The sequence below is a fragment of the Rhodanobacter thiooxydans genome, assembly GCF_021545845.1.
Lineage (GTDB): Bacteria > Pseudomonadota > Gammaproteobacteria > Xanthomonadales > Rhodanobacteraceae > Rhodanobacter.
In genome coordinates, this window is sequence record NZ_CP088923.1 from 2,216,920 (window position 1) to 2,233,603 (window position 16,684).

Annotated in this window: 14 protein-coding genes; 10 read left to right on the top strand and 4 right to left on the bottom strand. The window is 66.5% G+C overall.

Going from position 1 to position 16,684, the window contains the following annotated elements; genetic code table 11:
• Window positions 1–75 precede the first annotated feature (75 nt).
• Window positions 76–3,585, top strand: coding sequence for a chromosome segregation protein SMC (gene smc, locus LRK53_RS09880; protein WP_027491728.1), 3,510 nt, complete (start codon window positions 76–78; stop codon window positions 3,583–3,585).
• A 10-nt stretch (window positions 3,586–3,595) separates the two neighbouring features.
• On the top strand, window positions 3,596–4,582 hold the full coding sequence (gene zipA / locus LRK53_RS09885; protein WP_027491729.1) for a cell division protein ZipA: 987 nt from the start codon (window positions 3,596–3,598) through the stop codon (window positions 4,580–4,582).
• Between the two features lie 8 nt (window positions 4,583–4,590).
• Here the strand turns inward: zipA and msrA are convergent, their stop codons facing one another.
• Entirely contained in the window at window positions 4,591–5,100 is a 510-nt protein-coding gene (gene msrA / locus LRK53_RS09890; protein ID WP_027491730.1) for a peptide-methionine (S)-S-oxide reductase MsrA, read from the bottom strand.
• Complete coding sequence (gene msrB / locus LRK53_RS09895; protein WP_235642029.1) at window positions 5,097–5,546, bottom strand: peptide-methionine (R)-S-oxide reductase MsrB; 450 nt, start codon at window positions 5,544–5,546, stop codon at window positions 5,097–5,099. The genes msrA and msrB overlap by 4 nt, the downstream gene beginning before the upstream one ends.
• A gap of 533 nt (window positions 5,547–6,079) precedes the next feature.
• Between msrB and lexA the strand changes: the two genes are divergently transcribed.
• Genes lexA through LRK53_RS09915 form a run of 4 tightly spaced genes read left to right on the top strand, consistent with a single transcriptional unit; the run spans window position 6,080 to window position 11,830 of the window.
• Window positions 6,080–6,700: a transcriptional repressor LexA gene (gene lexA / locus LRK53_RS09900; RefSeq protein WP_037088988.1), complete on the top strand. Its 621-nt coding sequence runs from the start codon at window positions 6,080–6,082 to the stop codon at window positions 6,698–6,700.
• On the top strand, window positions 6,700–7,323 hold the full coding sequence (gene imuA / locus LRK53_RS09905) for a translesion DNA synthesis-associated protein ImuA (RefSeq protein WP_235642030.1): 624 nt from the start codon (window positions 6,700–6,702) through the stop codon (window positions 7,321–7,323). Before lexA ends, imuA begins: the two co-directional genes overlap by 1 nt.
• Before the next feature lie 12 nt (window positions 7,324–7,335).
• On the top strand, window positions 7,336–8,739 hold the full coding sequence (locus LRK53_RS09910; RefSeq protein ID WP_027491732.1) for a Y-family DNA polymerase: 1,404 nt from the start codon (window positions 7,336–7,338) through the stop codon (window positions 8,737–8,739).
• Between the two features lie 10 nt (window positions 8,740–8,749).
• Window positions 8,750–11,830, top strand: coding sequence for an error-prone DNA polymerase (locus LRK53_RS09915; protein WP_027491733.1), 3,081 nt, complete (start codon window positions 8,750–8,752; stop codon window positions 11,828–11,830).
• 238 nt (window positions 11,831–12,068) lie between these two features.
• Here LRK53_RS09915 and ligD read toward each other — a convergent pair whose 3' ends face one another.
• Together ligD and merR are read right to left on the bottom strand one after the other, a co-directional pair.
• Window positions 12,069–13,139 (bottom strand): non-homologous end-joining DNA ligase, encoded by a 1,071-nt coding sequence (ligD, locus tag LRK53_RS09920; RefSeq protein WP_235642031.1) that lies wholly within the window; start codon window positions 13,137–13,139, stop codon window positions 12,069–12,071.
• Between the two features lie 161 nt (window positions 13,140–13,300).
• The gene (gene merR / locus LRK53_RS09925) at window positions 13,301–13,702 is read right to left on the bottom strand and encodes a mercury resistance transcriptional regulator MerR (protein WP_027491734.1); all 402 of its coding nucleotides are present in this window, start codon (window positions 13,700–13,702) and stop codon (window positions 13,301–13,303) included.
• A 233-nt stretch (window positions 13,703–13,935) separates the two neighbouring features.
• Between merR and merT the strand changes: the two genes are divergently transcribed.
• The 4 genes from merT (at window position 13,936) to merA (ending at window position 16,646) form a co-directional block, all read left to right on the top strand.
• A complete protein-coding gene (merT, locus tag LRK53_RS09930; protein ID WP_037088997.1) occupies window positions 13,936–14,286 on the top strand; it encodes a mercuric ion transporter MerT in 351 nt (116 codons plus the stop codon).
• A 13-nt stretch (window positions 14,287–14,299) separates the two neighbouring features.
• On the top strand, window positions 14,300–14,575 hold the full coding sequence (gene merP, locus LRK53_RS09935) for a mercury resistance system periplasmic binding protein MerP (RefSeq protein ID WP_027491735.1): 276 nt from the start codon (window positions 14,300–14,302) through the stop codon (window positions 14,573–14,575).
• Window positions 14,576–14,578: 3 nt separating this feature from the next.
• A complete protein-coding gene (gene merF / locus LRK53_RS09940; RefSeq protein WP_027491736.1) occupies window positions 14,579–14,821 on the top strand; it encodes a mercury resistance system transport protein MerF in 243 nt (80 codons plus the stop codon).
• A 148-nt stretch (window positions 14,822–14,969) separates the two neighbouring features.
• On the top strand, window positions 14,970–16,646 hold the full coding sequence (gene merA, locus LRK53_RS09945) for a mercury(II) reductase (protein ID WP_425504498.1): 1,677 nt from the start codon (window positions 14,970–14,972) through the stop codon (window positions 16,644–16,646).
• Window positions 16,647–16,684: the final 38 nt, after the last annotated feature.

Below are 16,684 nucleotides of genomic sequence, written 5' to 3' on the forward strand. Positions count from 1 at the left end.
AGCGCCGTCCCGCGTTTGGCACAGTGCCTTGTCGCCCGACTGCGCGGGCACTACCGATGACCCATTGACGACCGCATGCGCCTGACCACGATCAAACTCGCCGGTTTCAAGTCCTTCGTGGACCCCACCACCCTGCACCTGCCGAGCAACATGATCGGCGTGGTCGGCCCGAACGGTTGCGGCAAATCCAACATCATCGACGCGATCCGCTGGGTGATGGGCGAGAGCGCGGCCAGCCGCCTGCGCGGCGATTCGCTGACCGACGTGATCTTTTCCGGCTCGAATACGCGCAAGCCAGTGGGGCAGGCCACGGTCGAGTTGATCTTCGACAACGCCGACGGTTCGATCCAGGGCGAGTACGGCCAGTACGCCGAGATCTCGGTGAAGCGCCAGGTCACCCGCGACGGCCAGTCCGCCTATTTCCTCAATGGCGCGCGCTGCCGCCGGCGCGACATCACCGACCTGTTCCTCGGCACCGGCCTCGGCCCGCGCAGCTACTCGATCATCGAGCAGGGCATGATCAGCCAGATCATCGAGGCGCACCCGGAGGAACTGCGCACGCACCTGGAGGAAGCCGCCGGCATCTCCAAGTACAAGGAACGGCGCAAGGAAACCGAGAGCCGCATCAAGGCCACCCGCGAGAACCTCGACCGCGTGAAGGACGTGCGCGACGAGGTGGACAAGCAGCTCGAACACCTGCACCGCCAGGCCCGCGCGGCCGAGCGCTGGAAGGCGCTGAAGGAAGAACAGACGCGCAAGGAAGCCGAACTGCGCGCGCTGGAATACCGCGGCCTGAAGAGCCAGCATGACGGCGAGGGCGAAGTGCTCTCCGCCGCCGAGATCGAGATCGAGAAGCAGCTGGCCGGCCAGCGCCAGATCGAGGCGCAGCTGGAAAGCGTGCGCGAACGCCACACCGACGCCAGCGAACACCTGAACGCGGTGCAGGCCGAGGTGTACAAGGTCGGCGCCGAGATCGCCCGGGTCGAGCAGCAGGTGCGCTACAACAAGGAGACCGCCGAGCGCCTGCAGCGCGCCCACGGCGACGCCGAGCGCGAGCATGCCGAGCTGGCCGCGCACATCGCCACCGATCGTGATCAGGTCGAGGCGCTGCGCCTGGCGCTGGCCGAAGGCGAGCCGAAACTCGAAGCCCTGCAGCAGCTGCAGGACGACACCGCCGAAGCCCAGCGCAGCACCGAGGCGAAGCTGGCCGACTGGCAGCAGCGCTGGGACAGCCACACCCGCAACGCCGGCGAATCCAACCGCGCAGCCGAGGTGGAGCGCACCAAGCTCAACTATCTCGACCGCCAGGCGATCGACCTGTCGCGCCGGCGCGAGGCGCTGGAAGCCGAGCAGAAGGCCACCGACGTGGCCGCGCTGGACGCCGCCGGCCAGCAACTGGTCGACGAGCACGAGACCCAGCGCGAACGCGTCGAGACGCTGGGCAGCCTGCTCGACCAGCACAAGGGCGGCCACGAGAAGCTGCTGGAGGAAGAGCGCCAGGTGCAGTCGGCGCTGAACGAGGCGCGCCAGCAGCTGCAGGCTGCGCGCGGCCGACAAGCCTCGTTGGAGGCGCTGCAACACGCCGCACTGGGCCAGGAAGAAAACGCCGCCAGCGGCTGGCTGGCTCGCCTCGGACTGAACAAGTCACGCCGCCTCGGTGAATCGCTGCAAGTCGAAAACGGCTGGGAAACCGCCGTCGAAACCGCCTTGAGCGGCTTCCTCGACAGCGTGCTGGTGGATGGTTCGCACGCGCTGGCCGCCGAATTCGAGGCGCTGGAGAACGCCGACGTGGCGCTGCTCGACGCCGCCGACGGCGGCGCCCACACCGCCGGTACGCTGGCCGCCCATGTGCGCGGTCCGGCGGCGGCACTGACCATCCTCGGCCACGTGCTCACCGCCGAGTCGCTGGGCGACGCGCACCAGCAGGTGGCCTCGTTGTCCGCGCTGGCGCCGTACCAGTCGGTGATCACGCGCAGCGGCGAATGGCTGGGGCCGGGCTGGGCGCGCGTGCGCCGCGCGCAGGGCAGCCAGGTCGGCGTGCTGGCGCGCGAGCGCGAGTTGCGCCTGCTGGCCGAACAGATCGCCGCACTGGAAGCGCAGCTGGAAACATCCAGCGAACGGCTCGACGCACTGCGCATCAGCAAGTTCGAGGCCGAGCGCGCCCGTGACGACGCGCAGCGCGAGCTGTACAACGCGCATCGCCGCCAGTCCGAGCTGGCCGGCCAGCTGCAGAGCCACCGTGGCAAGCTGGAAACCGCCCGCGCCCGCGCCGAGAAGGTCAGCGGCGAACTGGATGGTCTAGCGGCCCAGCTCGACGAACTGCAGGGTCAGACCCGCGAGGCGCGCGCGCGGCTGGACGAATCGGTCGGCCTGATGGGCGACCAGGAAGACCAGCGCCGCGAACTGGAGAACGAGCGGCGCACGCTGCTCGAAGCGCGCGAAGAGGCACGCATGAACGCGCGCGAGGCTGCCGAGCAGTCACATGCGCTGGCCCTGGCGCTGGAGTCGAAGCGATCCTCGCTGGGCTCGCTGGAGCAGGCGCTGGGCCGCATGGACGCCCAGCTGCGCCAGATCGAGGCGCGCCGCGACGAGATCAGCGAACAGCTCGCCGCCGGCTCCGACCCGATCGCCGAACTCGAAGCCGAACGGCAAGCCTATCTGGACCAGCGCCTGCTGGTCGACAAGCAACTGGTCGAGGCGCGCCGCGCGCTGGAAGACTGCGACCTCGAATTCCGCAAGCTCGAACAGCAGCGCCACCTGGCCGAACAGGGCCTGGCCAGCCTGCGCGAGGGGCTGTCCGAGAAGCGCCTCGCCGCCCAGGCACTGCAGCTGCGCGCCGAACAGCTGGCCGCGGCGATCAACGCTTCCGGCCTCGAACTGGAGACCCTGCTGACCGAACTGGCCGCGGACATCGACGCGGAGCAGTGGCGCGCGCAACTCGGCGACCTCGGCCAGAAGATCGCGCGGCTGGAGCCGGTGAATCTGGCGGCGATCCAGGAACACGCCGAGCAGAGCGAACGCAAGACCTATCTGGACAACCAGCTGGCCGACCTCACCAGCGCGATGGAGACGCTGGAAAACGCCATCAAGAAGATCGATCGCGAGACCCGCCAGCGCTTCAAGGAAACCTTCGACAAGGTCAACGCCGGCGTGCAGGAGCTGTTCCCGCGCCTGTTCGGCGGCGGTCACGCCTACCTGGAGCTTACCGGCGACGACCTGCTCAACACCGGCGTGTCGATCATGGCGCGGCCGCCGGGCAAGCGGCCCTCCAACATCTCGCTGCTCTCCGGCGGCGAGAAGGCGCTCACCGCGGTGTCGCTGGTGTTCGCCATCTTCAACCTCAATCCCGCGCCGTTCTGCCTGCTCGACGAGGTGGACGCGCCGCTGGACGAGGCCAACGTGGGCCGCTTCTCCAACATGGTGCGCGAGATGAGCGAGAAGGTGCAGTTCATCTTCGTCAGCCACAACAAGGCCACCATGGAAGCAGCCAGCCAGCTGTGCGGCGTGACCATGCGCGAGCCCGGCGTGTCGCGCCTGGTGCAGGTAGACCTGGCCGAAGCGGCTAAACTGGCGGGAGCTGCCTGAGGACCTGATGATGACGTTGCAACCCGTGCTCGCCTTCGCCTGGAACCCTGCCGTCGGCATCCCGATGCTGATCGTTGGGGTGATCGTGCTGGCGCTGATCTGGCTGTTCGGCCAGCCGAAGAAGGAGCAGGGCAGGCGCAGGGCGATGCCGGAGCCACATGCCGGCGAGCGTCGTGAACCCACCCTGGGCGGGCCGGGGAGCGAACCGGGCGCAGGCGAACCCTTCATCGGCGATACGCAGCCGCAGCAGGGCGAGCTCGACGTCGGCCTGCGCGAGGAACTCGAGCGGCTGGGCGCCACACTGTCCGGCGAGCGCGCCAAGGCGCCCATGCCCGCCGCACCCAAGGCCAGATCCAGGCAGCAGCCCAAGCTGGCCGACCATGTCGCCTCGATCATCGACGCCCTGCGCGCGCCCAGCTCCGGCGAACCGGCGGCACCGGACGCCTTGCCTGCGGCGGAGGAGCCTGCTTTACCGGCGCAGGCGCCCGTTGCCGCGCCAGCCGCCGTTGCGCCGCCGCGTTCCGAGCTTGGCCGGCGCCCGGCGCAACTGCCGGTGGAGCGCATCGTCACCTTGTTCGTGGTGGCCCGCGACAACGGGCGCTTCCACGGCCCGGACCTGGTCGTGGCCGCCGAGAAGGCCGGCCTGGAATTCGGCGACATGGGCATCTACCACCGCCTGGTCGACGGCAAGCGCGAGCTGGGGCCGATCTTCAGCGTCGCCAACATGCTCAAGCCCGGCAATTTCGACCTGGCCCGGCTGGATGCCTTGCGCACGCCGGGGGTGAGCTTCTTCATGACCCTGCCGGCGCCGTTGCCGGCGCTGGACGCGTGGGACGCGATGCTGCCCACCGCGCAGCGCCTGGCCGAACTGCTGGACGGTCAGGTGCTGGACGAGGAACGCAACGCGCTCGGTCGCCAGCGCATCGCCCACATCCGCGACCAGCTGCGCGGCTGGGACCGCGACCACGAAGGCAAGGAAATCATCTTCGGGCGTTGATGTCCGGGTCAGCCGACCGCGTGGCGGTGCGGCAGTTTCCAGCCCGGCCGGATGAAATGGCAGGTATAGCCGTCGGGGTAGTGCTCCAGGTAATCCTGGTGCTCGGGTTCGGCTTCCCAGAAATCGCCGGCCGGCGCCACTTCCGTCGCCACCTTGCCGGGCCACAGGCCCGAGGCATCCACGTCGGCGATGGTGTCCTCGGCGATCCGCTTCTGCTCCTCGGATGTATAGAAGATCGCCGAGCGATAGGAACTGCCGCGGTCGTTGCCCTGCCGGTTCGGCGTGGACGGGTCGTGGATCTGGAAGAAGAATTCCAGCAACGTGCGATAGCCGATGCGCGCCGGATCGAACACGATCTCGATCGCCTCGGCATGGCTGCCATGGTGGCGGTAGGTCGCATTCGGCACCTCGCCGCCGCTGTAGCCGACGCGCGTTGAAACCACGCCGTCCAGGCGGCGGATCAGGTCCTGCATGCCCCAGAAGCAACCGCCGGCGAGCACTGCGCGCTCGGTGCTCATCGCGTCTGCTCCACCTGGTCCAGGTAGTCGCCGTAGCCTTCGGCCGCCATGTCGTCGCGGGGGACGAAGCGCAGCGAGGCCGAGTTGATGCAGTAGCGCAGGCCGCCGCGATCGGCCGGGCCATCGGGAAAAACGTGGCCGAGGTGGCTGTCGCCGTGCACCGAGCGCACCTCGGTGCGGATCATGCCGTGCGAGGTATCGCGCAGTTCGTGGACGTGGGCCGGCTCGATCGGCCGGGTGAAGCTCGGCCAGCCACAAGGCGATTCGAATTTGTCGGTCGAGGCGAACAGCGGCTCGCCCGACACGATGTCGACGTAGATGCCCGGCTCCCGGTTGTGCAGGTACTCGCCGGTGCCGGGGCGCTCCGTGCCGCTTTGCTGGGTCACCCGGTACTGCTCGGGGCTGAGCCGCGACAACACCTCGGGATTCCTGGTGTAACGGGGCATGCGGAGCCTCCTGTCGTGATTCGGATGCAGGTGGAAGATGGCTGTTCCCGCGCACTTATCAAGGCAGCCGGTGAAAACGACGGAAGAAGAAGGCGCTTCGGATTCTCTTGCGATCGCGGGCTTCACAGAACACGTGCGTGCCCGCAGGTCGGCCATCAGGCGCATAAGCGCGAAAGGTGGGCAATGCATCAGCCGTCCTCTCATTTCTTGAGATGCCGAGGGAGGACGCTGGAGTCCGCCTCATCTTCAAAACTGGATGCGATTAAAACTACAAGGTATTGATATATATATCAAAAGTATGATTAACCGACTTCTTGCTTGTCATTCCTGCGAAGGCAGGAAGCGCTTTTCAACAGACGAAGGTCTGGTCATCCAGCGCCTTTGCGTTCAACGGCTTGGAGCCGCTGGATCCCAGCTTGACCAGCCTCCGGCTGTTGAAAAGCGCCTCGCTGGATGACGAGCAAAATCAGAGCCTCCCCAGCAATATTTTTCTACTCTCAATTTTCACCTATTTAGGTGAAACTATGCGAACCATGACCATCCAGATCACGAATCGCCAGTTGAACGTCCTTGCCTTCATCCGCGCCCGGATCGAGCGCGATGGGCAGTCACCCACGCTCGAGGAAATCGGCGAGGCATTGGGCATCGGCAACGTCAGCGCGGTGCTCAAGCACATCCGCTCGCTCGAAGCGAAAGGCCGCTTGACCATCGAACCCAACCACGCCCGCAGCATCCGGCTGGTGCGCGAGCCCGATCCGCTGGATGCGGACACCATGGAGCTGCCGCTGATCGGTCGCATCGCGGCCGGCGAGCCGTTGTTTTCGGAGTCACGGGTCGATCGCAGCCTGCGTGTATCCCGTTCGCTGTTCCGGTTGCGGCCGGACTACCTGGTGAAGGTGGTCGGCGATTCGATGCGCGGGGAAGGCATTCTCGATGGCGACCTGGTGGCGGTGCACGCCACGCCGGTGGCCCGTCATGGCCAGGTGGTGGCCGCACGCGTGGGCGGCGACCGTTTCACGATCAAGCGGCTGTACTGGAAAGGCGACGTGGTTCGCCTGCTGCCCAACAGCCCGGGTTTCCACCCGATCGACGTGGACCCCACCGAAGACTTCGCGATTGAAGGCCTGTATGCAGGCCTGCTGCGGGGCAGCTGATGAACGCAGTGGTTCCACTTTCCGCCTTGCTCGATGCACGCCGGGTCTGGCGTGGCCGTGCTGCCGTGGTCCCAGCCGGCGACCAGCCCACCGGCTGGCGCGCACTCGATACCGTGCTGCCGGCGGGCGGCTGGCCCGACGCCTCGCTGTCCGAGATCCTGCTGCCCGCCGATGGCGTGGGCGAACTTCGCCTGGTGCTGCCCACGCTGGCGCGATTGACCCGAAGCCGGCGCAACGTGGTGATCGTGTCGCCGCCATATGCGCCGTGTGTCGCTGGCTGGCAGCAGCAAGGCGTCGACATGCGCCAGGTGGACATCGTCGAGGCCCCTGAAAAGGACGTGCTTTGGGCGACCGAACAATGCCTGCGTTCGGGAAGCTGTGCCGCCGTGCTGGCATGGCCGCGGCAAGCCGACGATCGCGCCTTGCGTCGCCTGCAGGTGGCGGCGGCTACCGGGCAGGCGCTCGCCTTCGTGTTCCGTGATCGCTCCCATCTTTCCAACGCCTCGCCGGCCGCGCTGCGCCTGGAACTGGAAGCCTTGCCGCAGCCGCAGCTGTGGGTGCGCAAATGCCGCGGTGGGGCCGTGCCCACCCGGCCCGTTCCGCTGGCGCGACTTGCCGGTTGATGGCGACCGGACATGCTCTGGACCTGCATCAACCTGCCGCATCTGGCCATGGATGGGATGCTTCGACGCCGCCCCACGACGGGGCCGCTGGTGCTCGTCGACGGTCCGGCCAACGCCCGCGCGATCGTTTCGGCCAATGAATCCGCACAGGCGGCGGGCCTGCATGTCGGGCAGCGACTTAGCGCCGCCCAGGCGCTGCTGTCGAAGTTCGAGGCGATTCCGTACGACCGCGAATCGGTCGATCGCTGGCACCGCTTTCTCGCGGCCGTGGCCTACCGGTACAGCTCCGAGGTCAGCCTGCTGCCACACGCGATCGTGCTGGAAGTCAGCCGCAGTATGAGCCTGTTCGGGCCGTGGCCGCAGCTTGAAGCGATGCTGCGGGCGGATTTCGCCGGGCTGGGATTTCGCCATCGGCTGGCCGCGGCACCGACGGCTCACGCCGCGCATGTGTTGGCCACGGTCTCCGACGGGCAGGCGGTGCTGTCTGTCGATGCGCTGCGCCATGCCCTGCAGCGGGTGCCGCTCGCGAAGAGCTTTTTGCCGGCGAACGCCATCGCCGCGCTGCCCGGCATGGGCATCCGCAGCCTGGGACAGGTGCTGGCGCTGCCGCGGGATGGTCTGCGCCGGCGCTTCGGCGCGGAACTGCTGGATGCGCTGGATCGCCTAATCGGCGACCGGCTCTCCGGACTGGAGCTGTATCGTCCACCGGACACCTTCGACCTGCGCATCGAATTGCTCCACGAAGTGGAGAATCAGTCGGCATTGATCTTTCCGGTGCGACGCATGGCCGATGACCTTGCCGCCTATCTCGCCGGCCGCGATGGAGGCGTGCAACGTTTCCTGCTGCGCCTGGAACATCGCGAGGAACGCTGTACCGATGTGCCGGTGGGGCTGCTGGCGCCGGAGCGCGAGGGCGCGATGCTGTTCGAGTTCGCACGGGGCCGGCTGGAACACGTCGTGCTCCCCGAGCCGGTGCTGGCGCTGCGCCTGATCGCGCGCGAGCTGCCGGCGTTTGTGCCCGCCGGGCGCGATCTGTTCGACGAACGGCCGGCGAATGCATTGCCGATCGGGCAGCTGCGCGAACGCCTGCGCGCGCGCCTTGGCGATCGGGCGGTCTATCGGTTGGGCAGCACCACCGATCCGCGTCCCGAACGCGCCCAGGCCGTGGCCGAATGCGGCGGCGTCCACGACGAGCCATCGCCGCGGCCCACCTGGCTGCTGGCGCATCCGCTTCCCCTGCGCGGCGCGGCGCCGCGCATCCTGGCCGGCCCCGAGCGGCTGGAAACCGGCTGGTGGGATGGCGCCGAAGCCTGCCGCGACTACTACGTGATCGAGACCTCGCTCGGCCAGCGGGCGTGGGCCTTCTGTCCGCCCGGCGAGCAAAGCGGCTGGATGCTGCAGGGCTGGTTCGCATGAGCCGGCTCGCATGAGCGATTACGCCGAACTGCATTGCCTGTCCGATTTCTCCTTCGGTCGCGGTGCCTCGAACGCGGCCGAGTTGTTCGAGCGTGCCAGGGCATGCGGTTACAGCGCGCTGGCGATCACCGACGAATGTTCGCTCGCCGGTATCGTGCGTGCATACCAGGCCTCGAACGAAACCGGCCTGAAACTGATCGTGGGTGCCGAATTCCAGCTCGAGGATGGCCCGAAGCTGGTGCTGCTGTGCGAGAACCGGCAGGGTTATGCCGAACTCTGCCGGCTGATCACGCGCGGGCGCCGTGCTTCGGGGAAAGGCACGTACCGGCTCACCTGCGCGGACCTGGAAAGCGGCATGCCGGGCACGCTGGCCTTGTGGATGCCCGGGCTGCAAGCGGACACCGCCCACGGCCGCTGGATACGCGCGACGTTTGGCGACCGCGCATGGCTGGCGGTGGAACTGCATCGCGGCCCCGACGACGTCGGGCGCCTGTGCGAACTGCAGGCGCTTGGCCACGCACTGGACCTTCCGCTGGCGGCCAGCGGCGACGTACACATGCACGTGCGCCGCCGGCTGGCCTTGCAGCACACGCTCACCGCGATCCGCCATCGCGTGCCGATCGCCGAGGCGGGCGCGCTGATCTTCCGCAATGGCGAACGGCATTTGCGCCGACGCGACGTGCTGGCCGGGATCTATCCCGCAGCCCTGATGCAGGAGAGCGTGCGCATCGCCGAACGCTGCACGTTCCATATGGGCGAGCTGAAATACGACTACCCGACCGAACTGGTGCCGGATGGCCACACGCCCGCCAGCTGGCTGCGCCAGCTGGCGGAGGAGGGCATCCGCTGGCGCTGGCCGCAAGGCGCGAGCGCCAAGGTGCGCAAGCTGATCGATGACGAACTGGCGCTGATCGCGTCGAAGCAGTACGAAGCTTTTTTTCTCACCGTGCACGACATCGTCCGCTTCGCACGTGGCGAAGGCATTCTCTGCCAGGGCCGCGGCTCGGCCGCCAATTCCGCCGTGTGTTTCGCGCTGGGCGTGACCGAGGTGGACCCGGAGGTGAACCACCTGCTGGTGGCGCGCTTCATCAGCGAGGACCGCGACGAGCCACCCGACATCGACGTCGATTTCGAGCACGAGCGGCGCGAGGAGGTCATCCAGTACATCTACGGGAAATACGGGCGCGAGCGCGCGGCGCTGGCCGCCACCGTGATCTGCTACCGCGGCCGCAGCGCGGTGCGCGACGTGGCCAAGGCGCTCGGCCTGCCGCTGGACCAGATCGACCGGCTCAGCGACGTCTTTGCGCGCGGCTGGGGCGACAGCAAGGCTGACGAACGCTTGCGCGAACAGGGTTTCGATCCGGACAGCCCGATCATCCGCCGCGTGCTGAAGCTCACGTACGAACTGCTGGGCATGCCGCGGCATCTGTCGCAACACGTCGGCGGTTTCGTGATCTCCGATACCTCGCTGAGCGAAATGGTGCCGGTGGAAAATGCGGCGATGCCCGACCGCACGGTGATCCAGTGGGAGAAGGACGACCTGGATTACATGCGCATGCTGAAGGTCGATTGCCTGGCGCTGGGCATGCTGACCTGTCTGCGCAAATGCTTCGGCCTGCTGGAAAGCGGGCATGGCGTGGCGAAAACCATCGCGACGATCGAGCCGGGTGACCGCGCCACCTACGAGATGATCCAGCGTGCTGACACCGTCGGCGTGTTCCAGATCGAAAGCCGCGCGCAGATGGCGATGCTGCCACGACATCGACCGGCGAATTTCTACGACCTGGTGATCCAGGTGGCGATCGTGCGCCCCGGCCCGATCCAGGGCGACATGGTGCATCCGTACCTGCGGCGCCGGAACAAGGAAGAAGTCGTCGATTATCCGTCACCGCAGTTCAAGGACGTGCTGGAACGCACGCTCGGCGTACCGCTGTTCCAGGAACAGGTGATGAAGCTGGCCATCGTGGCGGCCGACTTCACCGATAGCGAGGCCGACAAGCTGCGCCGCTCGATGGCCGCATGGAAACGTCATGGCGGGCTGGAGCCGCATCGCGACAAGCTGATGCAGGGCATGCTGAAGAACGGTTACACGGCGGCATTCGCCGCACGCATTTTCGAGCAGATCAAGGGCTTCGGTTCCTACGGTTTCCCCGAGTCGCACGCGGCCAGTTTCGCCAACCTGGTCTACGCCTCGTGCTGGCTGAAGTGTCATTACCCGGCGGCGTTCGCCTGCGCACTGCTCAATGCGCAGCCGATGGGTTTCTACGGGCCGAGCCAGATCGTGCAGGACGTGCGGCGTCATCGCGTCGCGGTGAGGCCGGTGGACGTACGTTTCAGCGACTGGGATTGCACGCTGGAACCTGATCCGCGCGGCCATGCTGATGCGCGCGCGATCCGGCTGGGCCTGCGCATGGTGCGGGGATGCTCCGAAGCGGCCGCGCTTCGCCTGATGGCGGCGCGCGGACGGCAACCGTTCGCCGACGTCACCGATCTGTGCTCGCGGGCCGGTCTCGATCGTCGCCATCAGGAACTGCTGGCTGATGCAGCGGCCCTGCGTGGACTGGCCGGTCATCGCCATCGCGCGCGCTGGGCGGTGGCCGGTGTCGAGCCACAGTTGCCGTTGTTCGGCAGCGAAAGCCCGGGCGAGCGGGCCGTGGCCTTGCCGTTGCCCACGCAGGCCGAGGACACGCTGGCGGACTACGCACGCGTCGGTCTCAGTCTGGGCGCGCACCCACTGCGGCAGATCCGCGCCCGCTTGAACGCGGCGCACTGCATGGACGGAAAAACGCTGCGCAGACAACCGCACCACAGTCGCGTGCGCGTAGCCGGGCTGGTGACGTCGCGACAGCAGCCGCAAACCGCCAGCGGCATCATCTTCGTGACGCTGGAGGACGAGCATGGCCTGATCAACGTCATCGTGCGGCGGCAAGTGGCCGAAGCCCAGCGTCGTGCGCTGTTGCAGGCACGGTTGCTCGCGGTGGAAGGGCAGTGGGAAAACGTCGATCGCGTCAGTCACCTGATCGCACATCGACTGCGGGACCTCACCCCGCTGCTGGGTGCACTGGATGCGCGCTCGCGGGACTTTCACTGAACGGCCGCCCGTCGTTGCACCGGCGCAGATGGTCGGGAGAACCGCGCGGGAACGCTCCGCGTTAGTGTCAGCCCTGCGAACCGCTGGCCACCGGCACGCCTCGCGCGGCATGCGCAGCAGCGCGGAGGGATGCCAGGTGGCGAACCCCGGCGCCTGCGGGCCGAGTTCGCGCCATTGACCCCGCTCCTCTTGGTACGGGGCCGTGGTGCATGGCGCAGTGCACGGCCCGGGAACGGCTTCAGCCGAACTTCTTGATTACCTGGTCGAGGTTCTGGCGCAGCGTGTCCACGCCCGCCCACGGGTCGGTGCGCAAGCGCGCCAGGCGCCTGGGCGCGGAGCGGATGTCGAAATCGCGGCCGCTTCTCAGCTTGCCCAGCTCGGCCCAACGCAGCGGCATGGCGACCGGCGCGCCGGGGCGCGCGCGCAGCGAGTACGACGCCACGCTGGTCGCGCCACGGCTGTTGCGCAGGTAATCCACGTAGATCAGGCCATTGCGGCGGGCCTTGCTGGCGGTGGCGACGAACTCCAGCGGATGGGCCTGCGCCAGCGTGCCGGCGAACGTCCGCGCGAAATCCTTCACCTGCGGCCAGGGGCAGCCGGGATTCAGCGGCACCACCACGTGCAGGCCCTTGCCGCCGGTGGTGCGCAGGAATGATTCCAAACCCAGCTGCGACAGCAGCCGATGCACCAGCCGTGCCGCGGCCACCACGCGCTCCCAGCCCACGTTGTTGCCGGGGTCGAGATCGAACACCACGCGGTCGGCACGGTCGGGCTGCTCGATGGTCGCGCCCCAGGGATGGAACTCCAGCACGCCGAACCGCACCAGCTCGATCACCGAGGCGGCGTCGCGCAGGTAGATGTAGCTGGCCTGGGCGCCGGACTCTTCCTTCAGCCTCGCGCTGCCGACGTGCTTCAGACCCTGGATCATGTGCTTCTGGAAGAAGCAGGTTTTCGCCGTGCCTTCCGGACAACGGATCACCGACACCGGACGGCCCGCCACGCCGGGCAGGAACCACTTCATTACACTGGCGTAGTAATCGGCCACCTGCTGCTTGGTGATGCCGTCGTCGGGATACACCACGCGCTCGGGATGGCTGATGACGATGCCGCCGGTGGTCTGGCCAGCCTGGCGGCGTGTGGAGGCCCTGGCAGGGCGGGCAGGCGGGGTGCGATCGGTATCGGCCAGGTCCGCCGCGGTCTTGTCGGTACGCATGGTCTTCAGGCTCGGTTGGCGCAACAGGTTCTTGTTGCCGATGCCGCGGTAGTACACCTCGGCCACCGCGACCGGTACACGCCCGGACTCGCTCACATGAAACAGTCACTGGCGTGATTGTTTCATGTTCGGCCATCGGGCAACCGCTCCTGCGTTGCCTCAACTCGGGCATCGGGCAACTGCTCCTGCGTTGCCTCAACTCGGGCATCCATGCCCTCGCCGTGGCCGGTCTGAGCGGTTGAAAAAATCACAACCCCTCAACGCAGGGCCGCGATCAGCGGACAGGACACTTGGCCAGACTGGCTGTGGCAGGCGTGGACCAGCTGGGACAGGGTCCGTTCCATGCGCTTCAGGTCCGCCAGTTTCTCGCGCACGTCCTTGAGTTTGTGTTCGGCCAGCACACTGGCTTCGCTGCAATGCGTGCCGTCCTCCAGTTGCAACAGTTCGGCGATCTCGTCCAGGCTGAAGCCGAGTCGCTGAGCCGATTTCACGAATCGCACGCGCGCGACGTCCGTCTCGTCGTAACGGCGGATGCCGCCGTAAGGTTTGTCCGGTTCAGACAGCAGGCCTCGTCGTTGATAGAACCGGACCGTCTCCACATTGACCCCGGCCGCCTTGGCAAAGGCGCCGATGGTCAGGTTTTTCTGGCTGTTCGTCATCGCGCTTGATTCCATGCAGGACTGCGCAGGCAGGTTAGCACCGTGTGGCGATGCACAAAGGGCCAGATCCCGGCGTAGCCGTTATCACGGCGGCGTTCCCTCCACCGCGCAACGGCATGCGTCACGGCACCCGACAACACCTCCGCATGGAACGCTTGACTCCGTACTTAGGTACGCCCTTACGCTGTCCCTGTACGGTGAACCGGATCGTCGCAATGGAAAAGGAATCACTTATGTCTGCACCAAAGAAACCCAGTGGCGTACTGGTTGCCGGCGGCCTGGCCGCGATCCTGGCATCCACCTGCTGCCTGGGGCCGCTGCTGCTGGTGGCCCTCGGATTTTCTGGCGCATGGATCGGCAATCTGACCGTGCTGGAACCCTACCGTCCGTGGTTCATCGGGCTGGCGTTGGTCGCGATGTTCTTTGCCTGGCGACGCATCTTTCGTCCGGCAACTGCCTGCCAGCCGGGTGAGGTCTGCGCGATACCGCAGGTTCGGACCACCTACAAGCTCATCTTCTGGATCGTGGCCGCGCTGGTGCTGGTCGCGCTCGGATTTCCCTACGTGCTTCCCTTGTTCTACTGATCTGGAGTTCATCATGAAAAAGCTGGTTGCCGTTCTTGCACTCGCCGTCGTGACTGCCCCTGCCTGGGCCGCCACCCGGACCGTCACGCTGTCCGTGCCGGGGATGACTTGTCCGGCCTGTCCGATCACGGTGAAGAAGGCGCTCGATCGAGTAGGGGGCGTCGAGAACGTCACGGTGGCTTTCGAGCAGCGCGAGGCGGTCGTTACCTTTGACGATGCCAAGACCAGCGTCCAGCAGTTGACCACAGCTACGGCCAATGCCGGTTATCCAGCCACGGTAAGGAAATAAGACGTGGGGAATCCAAAAACATTGATACAGGTGGGTGTGGTCGGCTCAGTGCTGGCGGTGTTGTGCTGCGCCACGCCGATTCTGGTGCTCTTGCTGGGGGCCATCGGCCTGTCGGCACTCACCGGTTATCTGGACTATGTGTTGCTGCCTGCCCTGGTGGTATTTCTCGGCATCACGGTCTATGCGCTATGGAAACGGCAGCGGGAGCGAGCCTGCTGCATGCCGAGCCACAAAGAGCAGCGGTGATCGGGGCATCACTGGTTGTGTTGGTATTTCTTGTTGCCCCCGATGGTTGCTGGAACGTCGCTTTCCGGTGCAAGGGAAGGTTTCGAAGTTTCCTCCAAGAAGTGTCCGTTTGCGGCTACTTGCTTCATGTCACTATTTCGAGATATTCATGAAAGAAATGCATTTGTCCGTGTCTGGCATGACCTGCGATGCCTGCGCCGCGCATGTCGAAGACGCGCTGAAGAGCGTGGCCGGTCTCCATGCGGTGACGGTCGCCTATCCCGAAAATACCGCGCATATCCGGGCCGAATCCGCGTTGACGGTTGAATCGCTCAATGCCGCGCTGCCGAGCAAGTACCGTGTGATCGCGCCTCAACGGCAATACCCGGGTACGAGCGCACCGGTGACGAACACGCCCACCATGGAAGCACCAGGTCCGGATCGAGGCTCCCCGCTCAGGCTGGCCGTGATCGGCAGCGGTGGGGCGGCGATGGCTGCTGCGCTGAAGGCTGCAGAGAGTGGCGCACAGGTAACGCTGATCGAGCGCGGCACCATCGGTGGCACCTGCGTCAATATCGGCTGTGTACCGTCCAAGATTTTCATCCGCGGTGCGCACATTGCCCACCTGCGCCGAACCAGCCCTTTCGATGGGGGAATCAGTGCAGCGACCCCGGTGATCGATCGGACCCGATTGCTCGCGCAGCAACAGGCACGCGTCGAGGAGCTTCGCCACATCAAGTACGAAGGCATTCTGGCTGCGAAAGCCAACATCGAGGTGATCCATGGCCAGGCGCAATTCGTGGATGCACATCGGCTCGGCGTGCGTCTGAATGACGGTGGCGAGCGTTCGGTGACGTTTGACCGCTGCCTGATTGCCACCGGCGCCAGCCCGATGATTCCCCCGATCCCGGGGCTGAAGGACACGCCGTACTGGACCAGCGCCACCGCACTGGTCAGCGACACCATCCCCCGGCGCCTGATGGTGATCGGCTCTTCAGTGGTGGCGGTGGAACTGGCCCAGGCCTTCGCCCGGTTGGGCAGCCAGGTCACCATTCTGGCGCGAAGCACGCTGTTCTTCCGCGAAGACCCAGCCATCGGAGTCGCGGTCAAGGCTGCTTTTGAGAACGAGGGCATGAGCGTACTCGAGTACACGCAGGCCAGCGAGGTTGCCTATGCAGGGAGCGAGTTCGTACTCAACACCAACGCTGGCGAACTGCGTGCCGACCGTCTGCTGGTGGCCACCGGCCGCACACCGAACACGCGGGATCTCCACCTGGACGCGATCGGTGTCTCGCGTAACCAGGGCGGCGCCATTGTGGTGGACGAGTCCATGCGCACCAGTGCCGGACACATCTACGCCGCCGGTGATTGCACGGATCAGCCACAATTCGTTTATGTGGCAGCGGCGGCCGGTACCCGCGCAGCCACCAACATGCTGGGCGGCGAGGCGTCCCTGGATCTCACCGTGATGCCGGCGGTGGTATTCACCGAACCCCAGGTCGCCACCGTCGGGCTGTCCGAGGCCGAGGCCCACCTCATGGGCATCGAAACCGACAGTCGCACGCTCACCCTGGACAACGTGCCACGCGCGCTGGTCAATTTCGATACTCAAGGCTTTATAAAAATCGTTGCGGAAACCGGTTCCCTTCGCCTGCTCGGCGTGCAGGCGGTTGCCGCCGAGGCCGGGGAAATCATCCAGTCGGCTGCGTTGGCGTTGCGGGCCGGCATGACGGTACAGGAGTTGGCCGATCAGTTGTTCCCGTACCTGACGATGGTCGAGGGGCTGAAGTTGTGCGCGCAGACTTTCAGCAAGGATGTGAAACAGCTGTCGTGCTGCGCAGGTTGAGCGAGACGGTCGGGTTGTGGGTGTGTGCCAGCCATGGC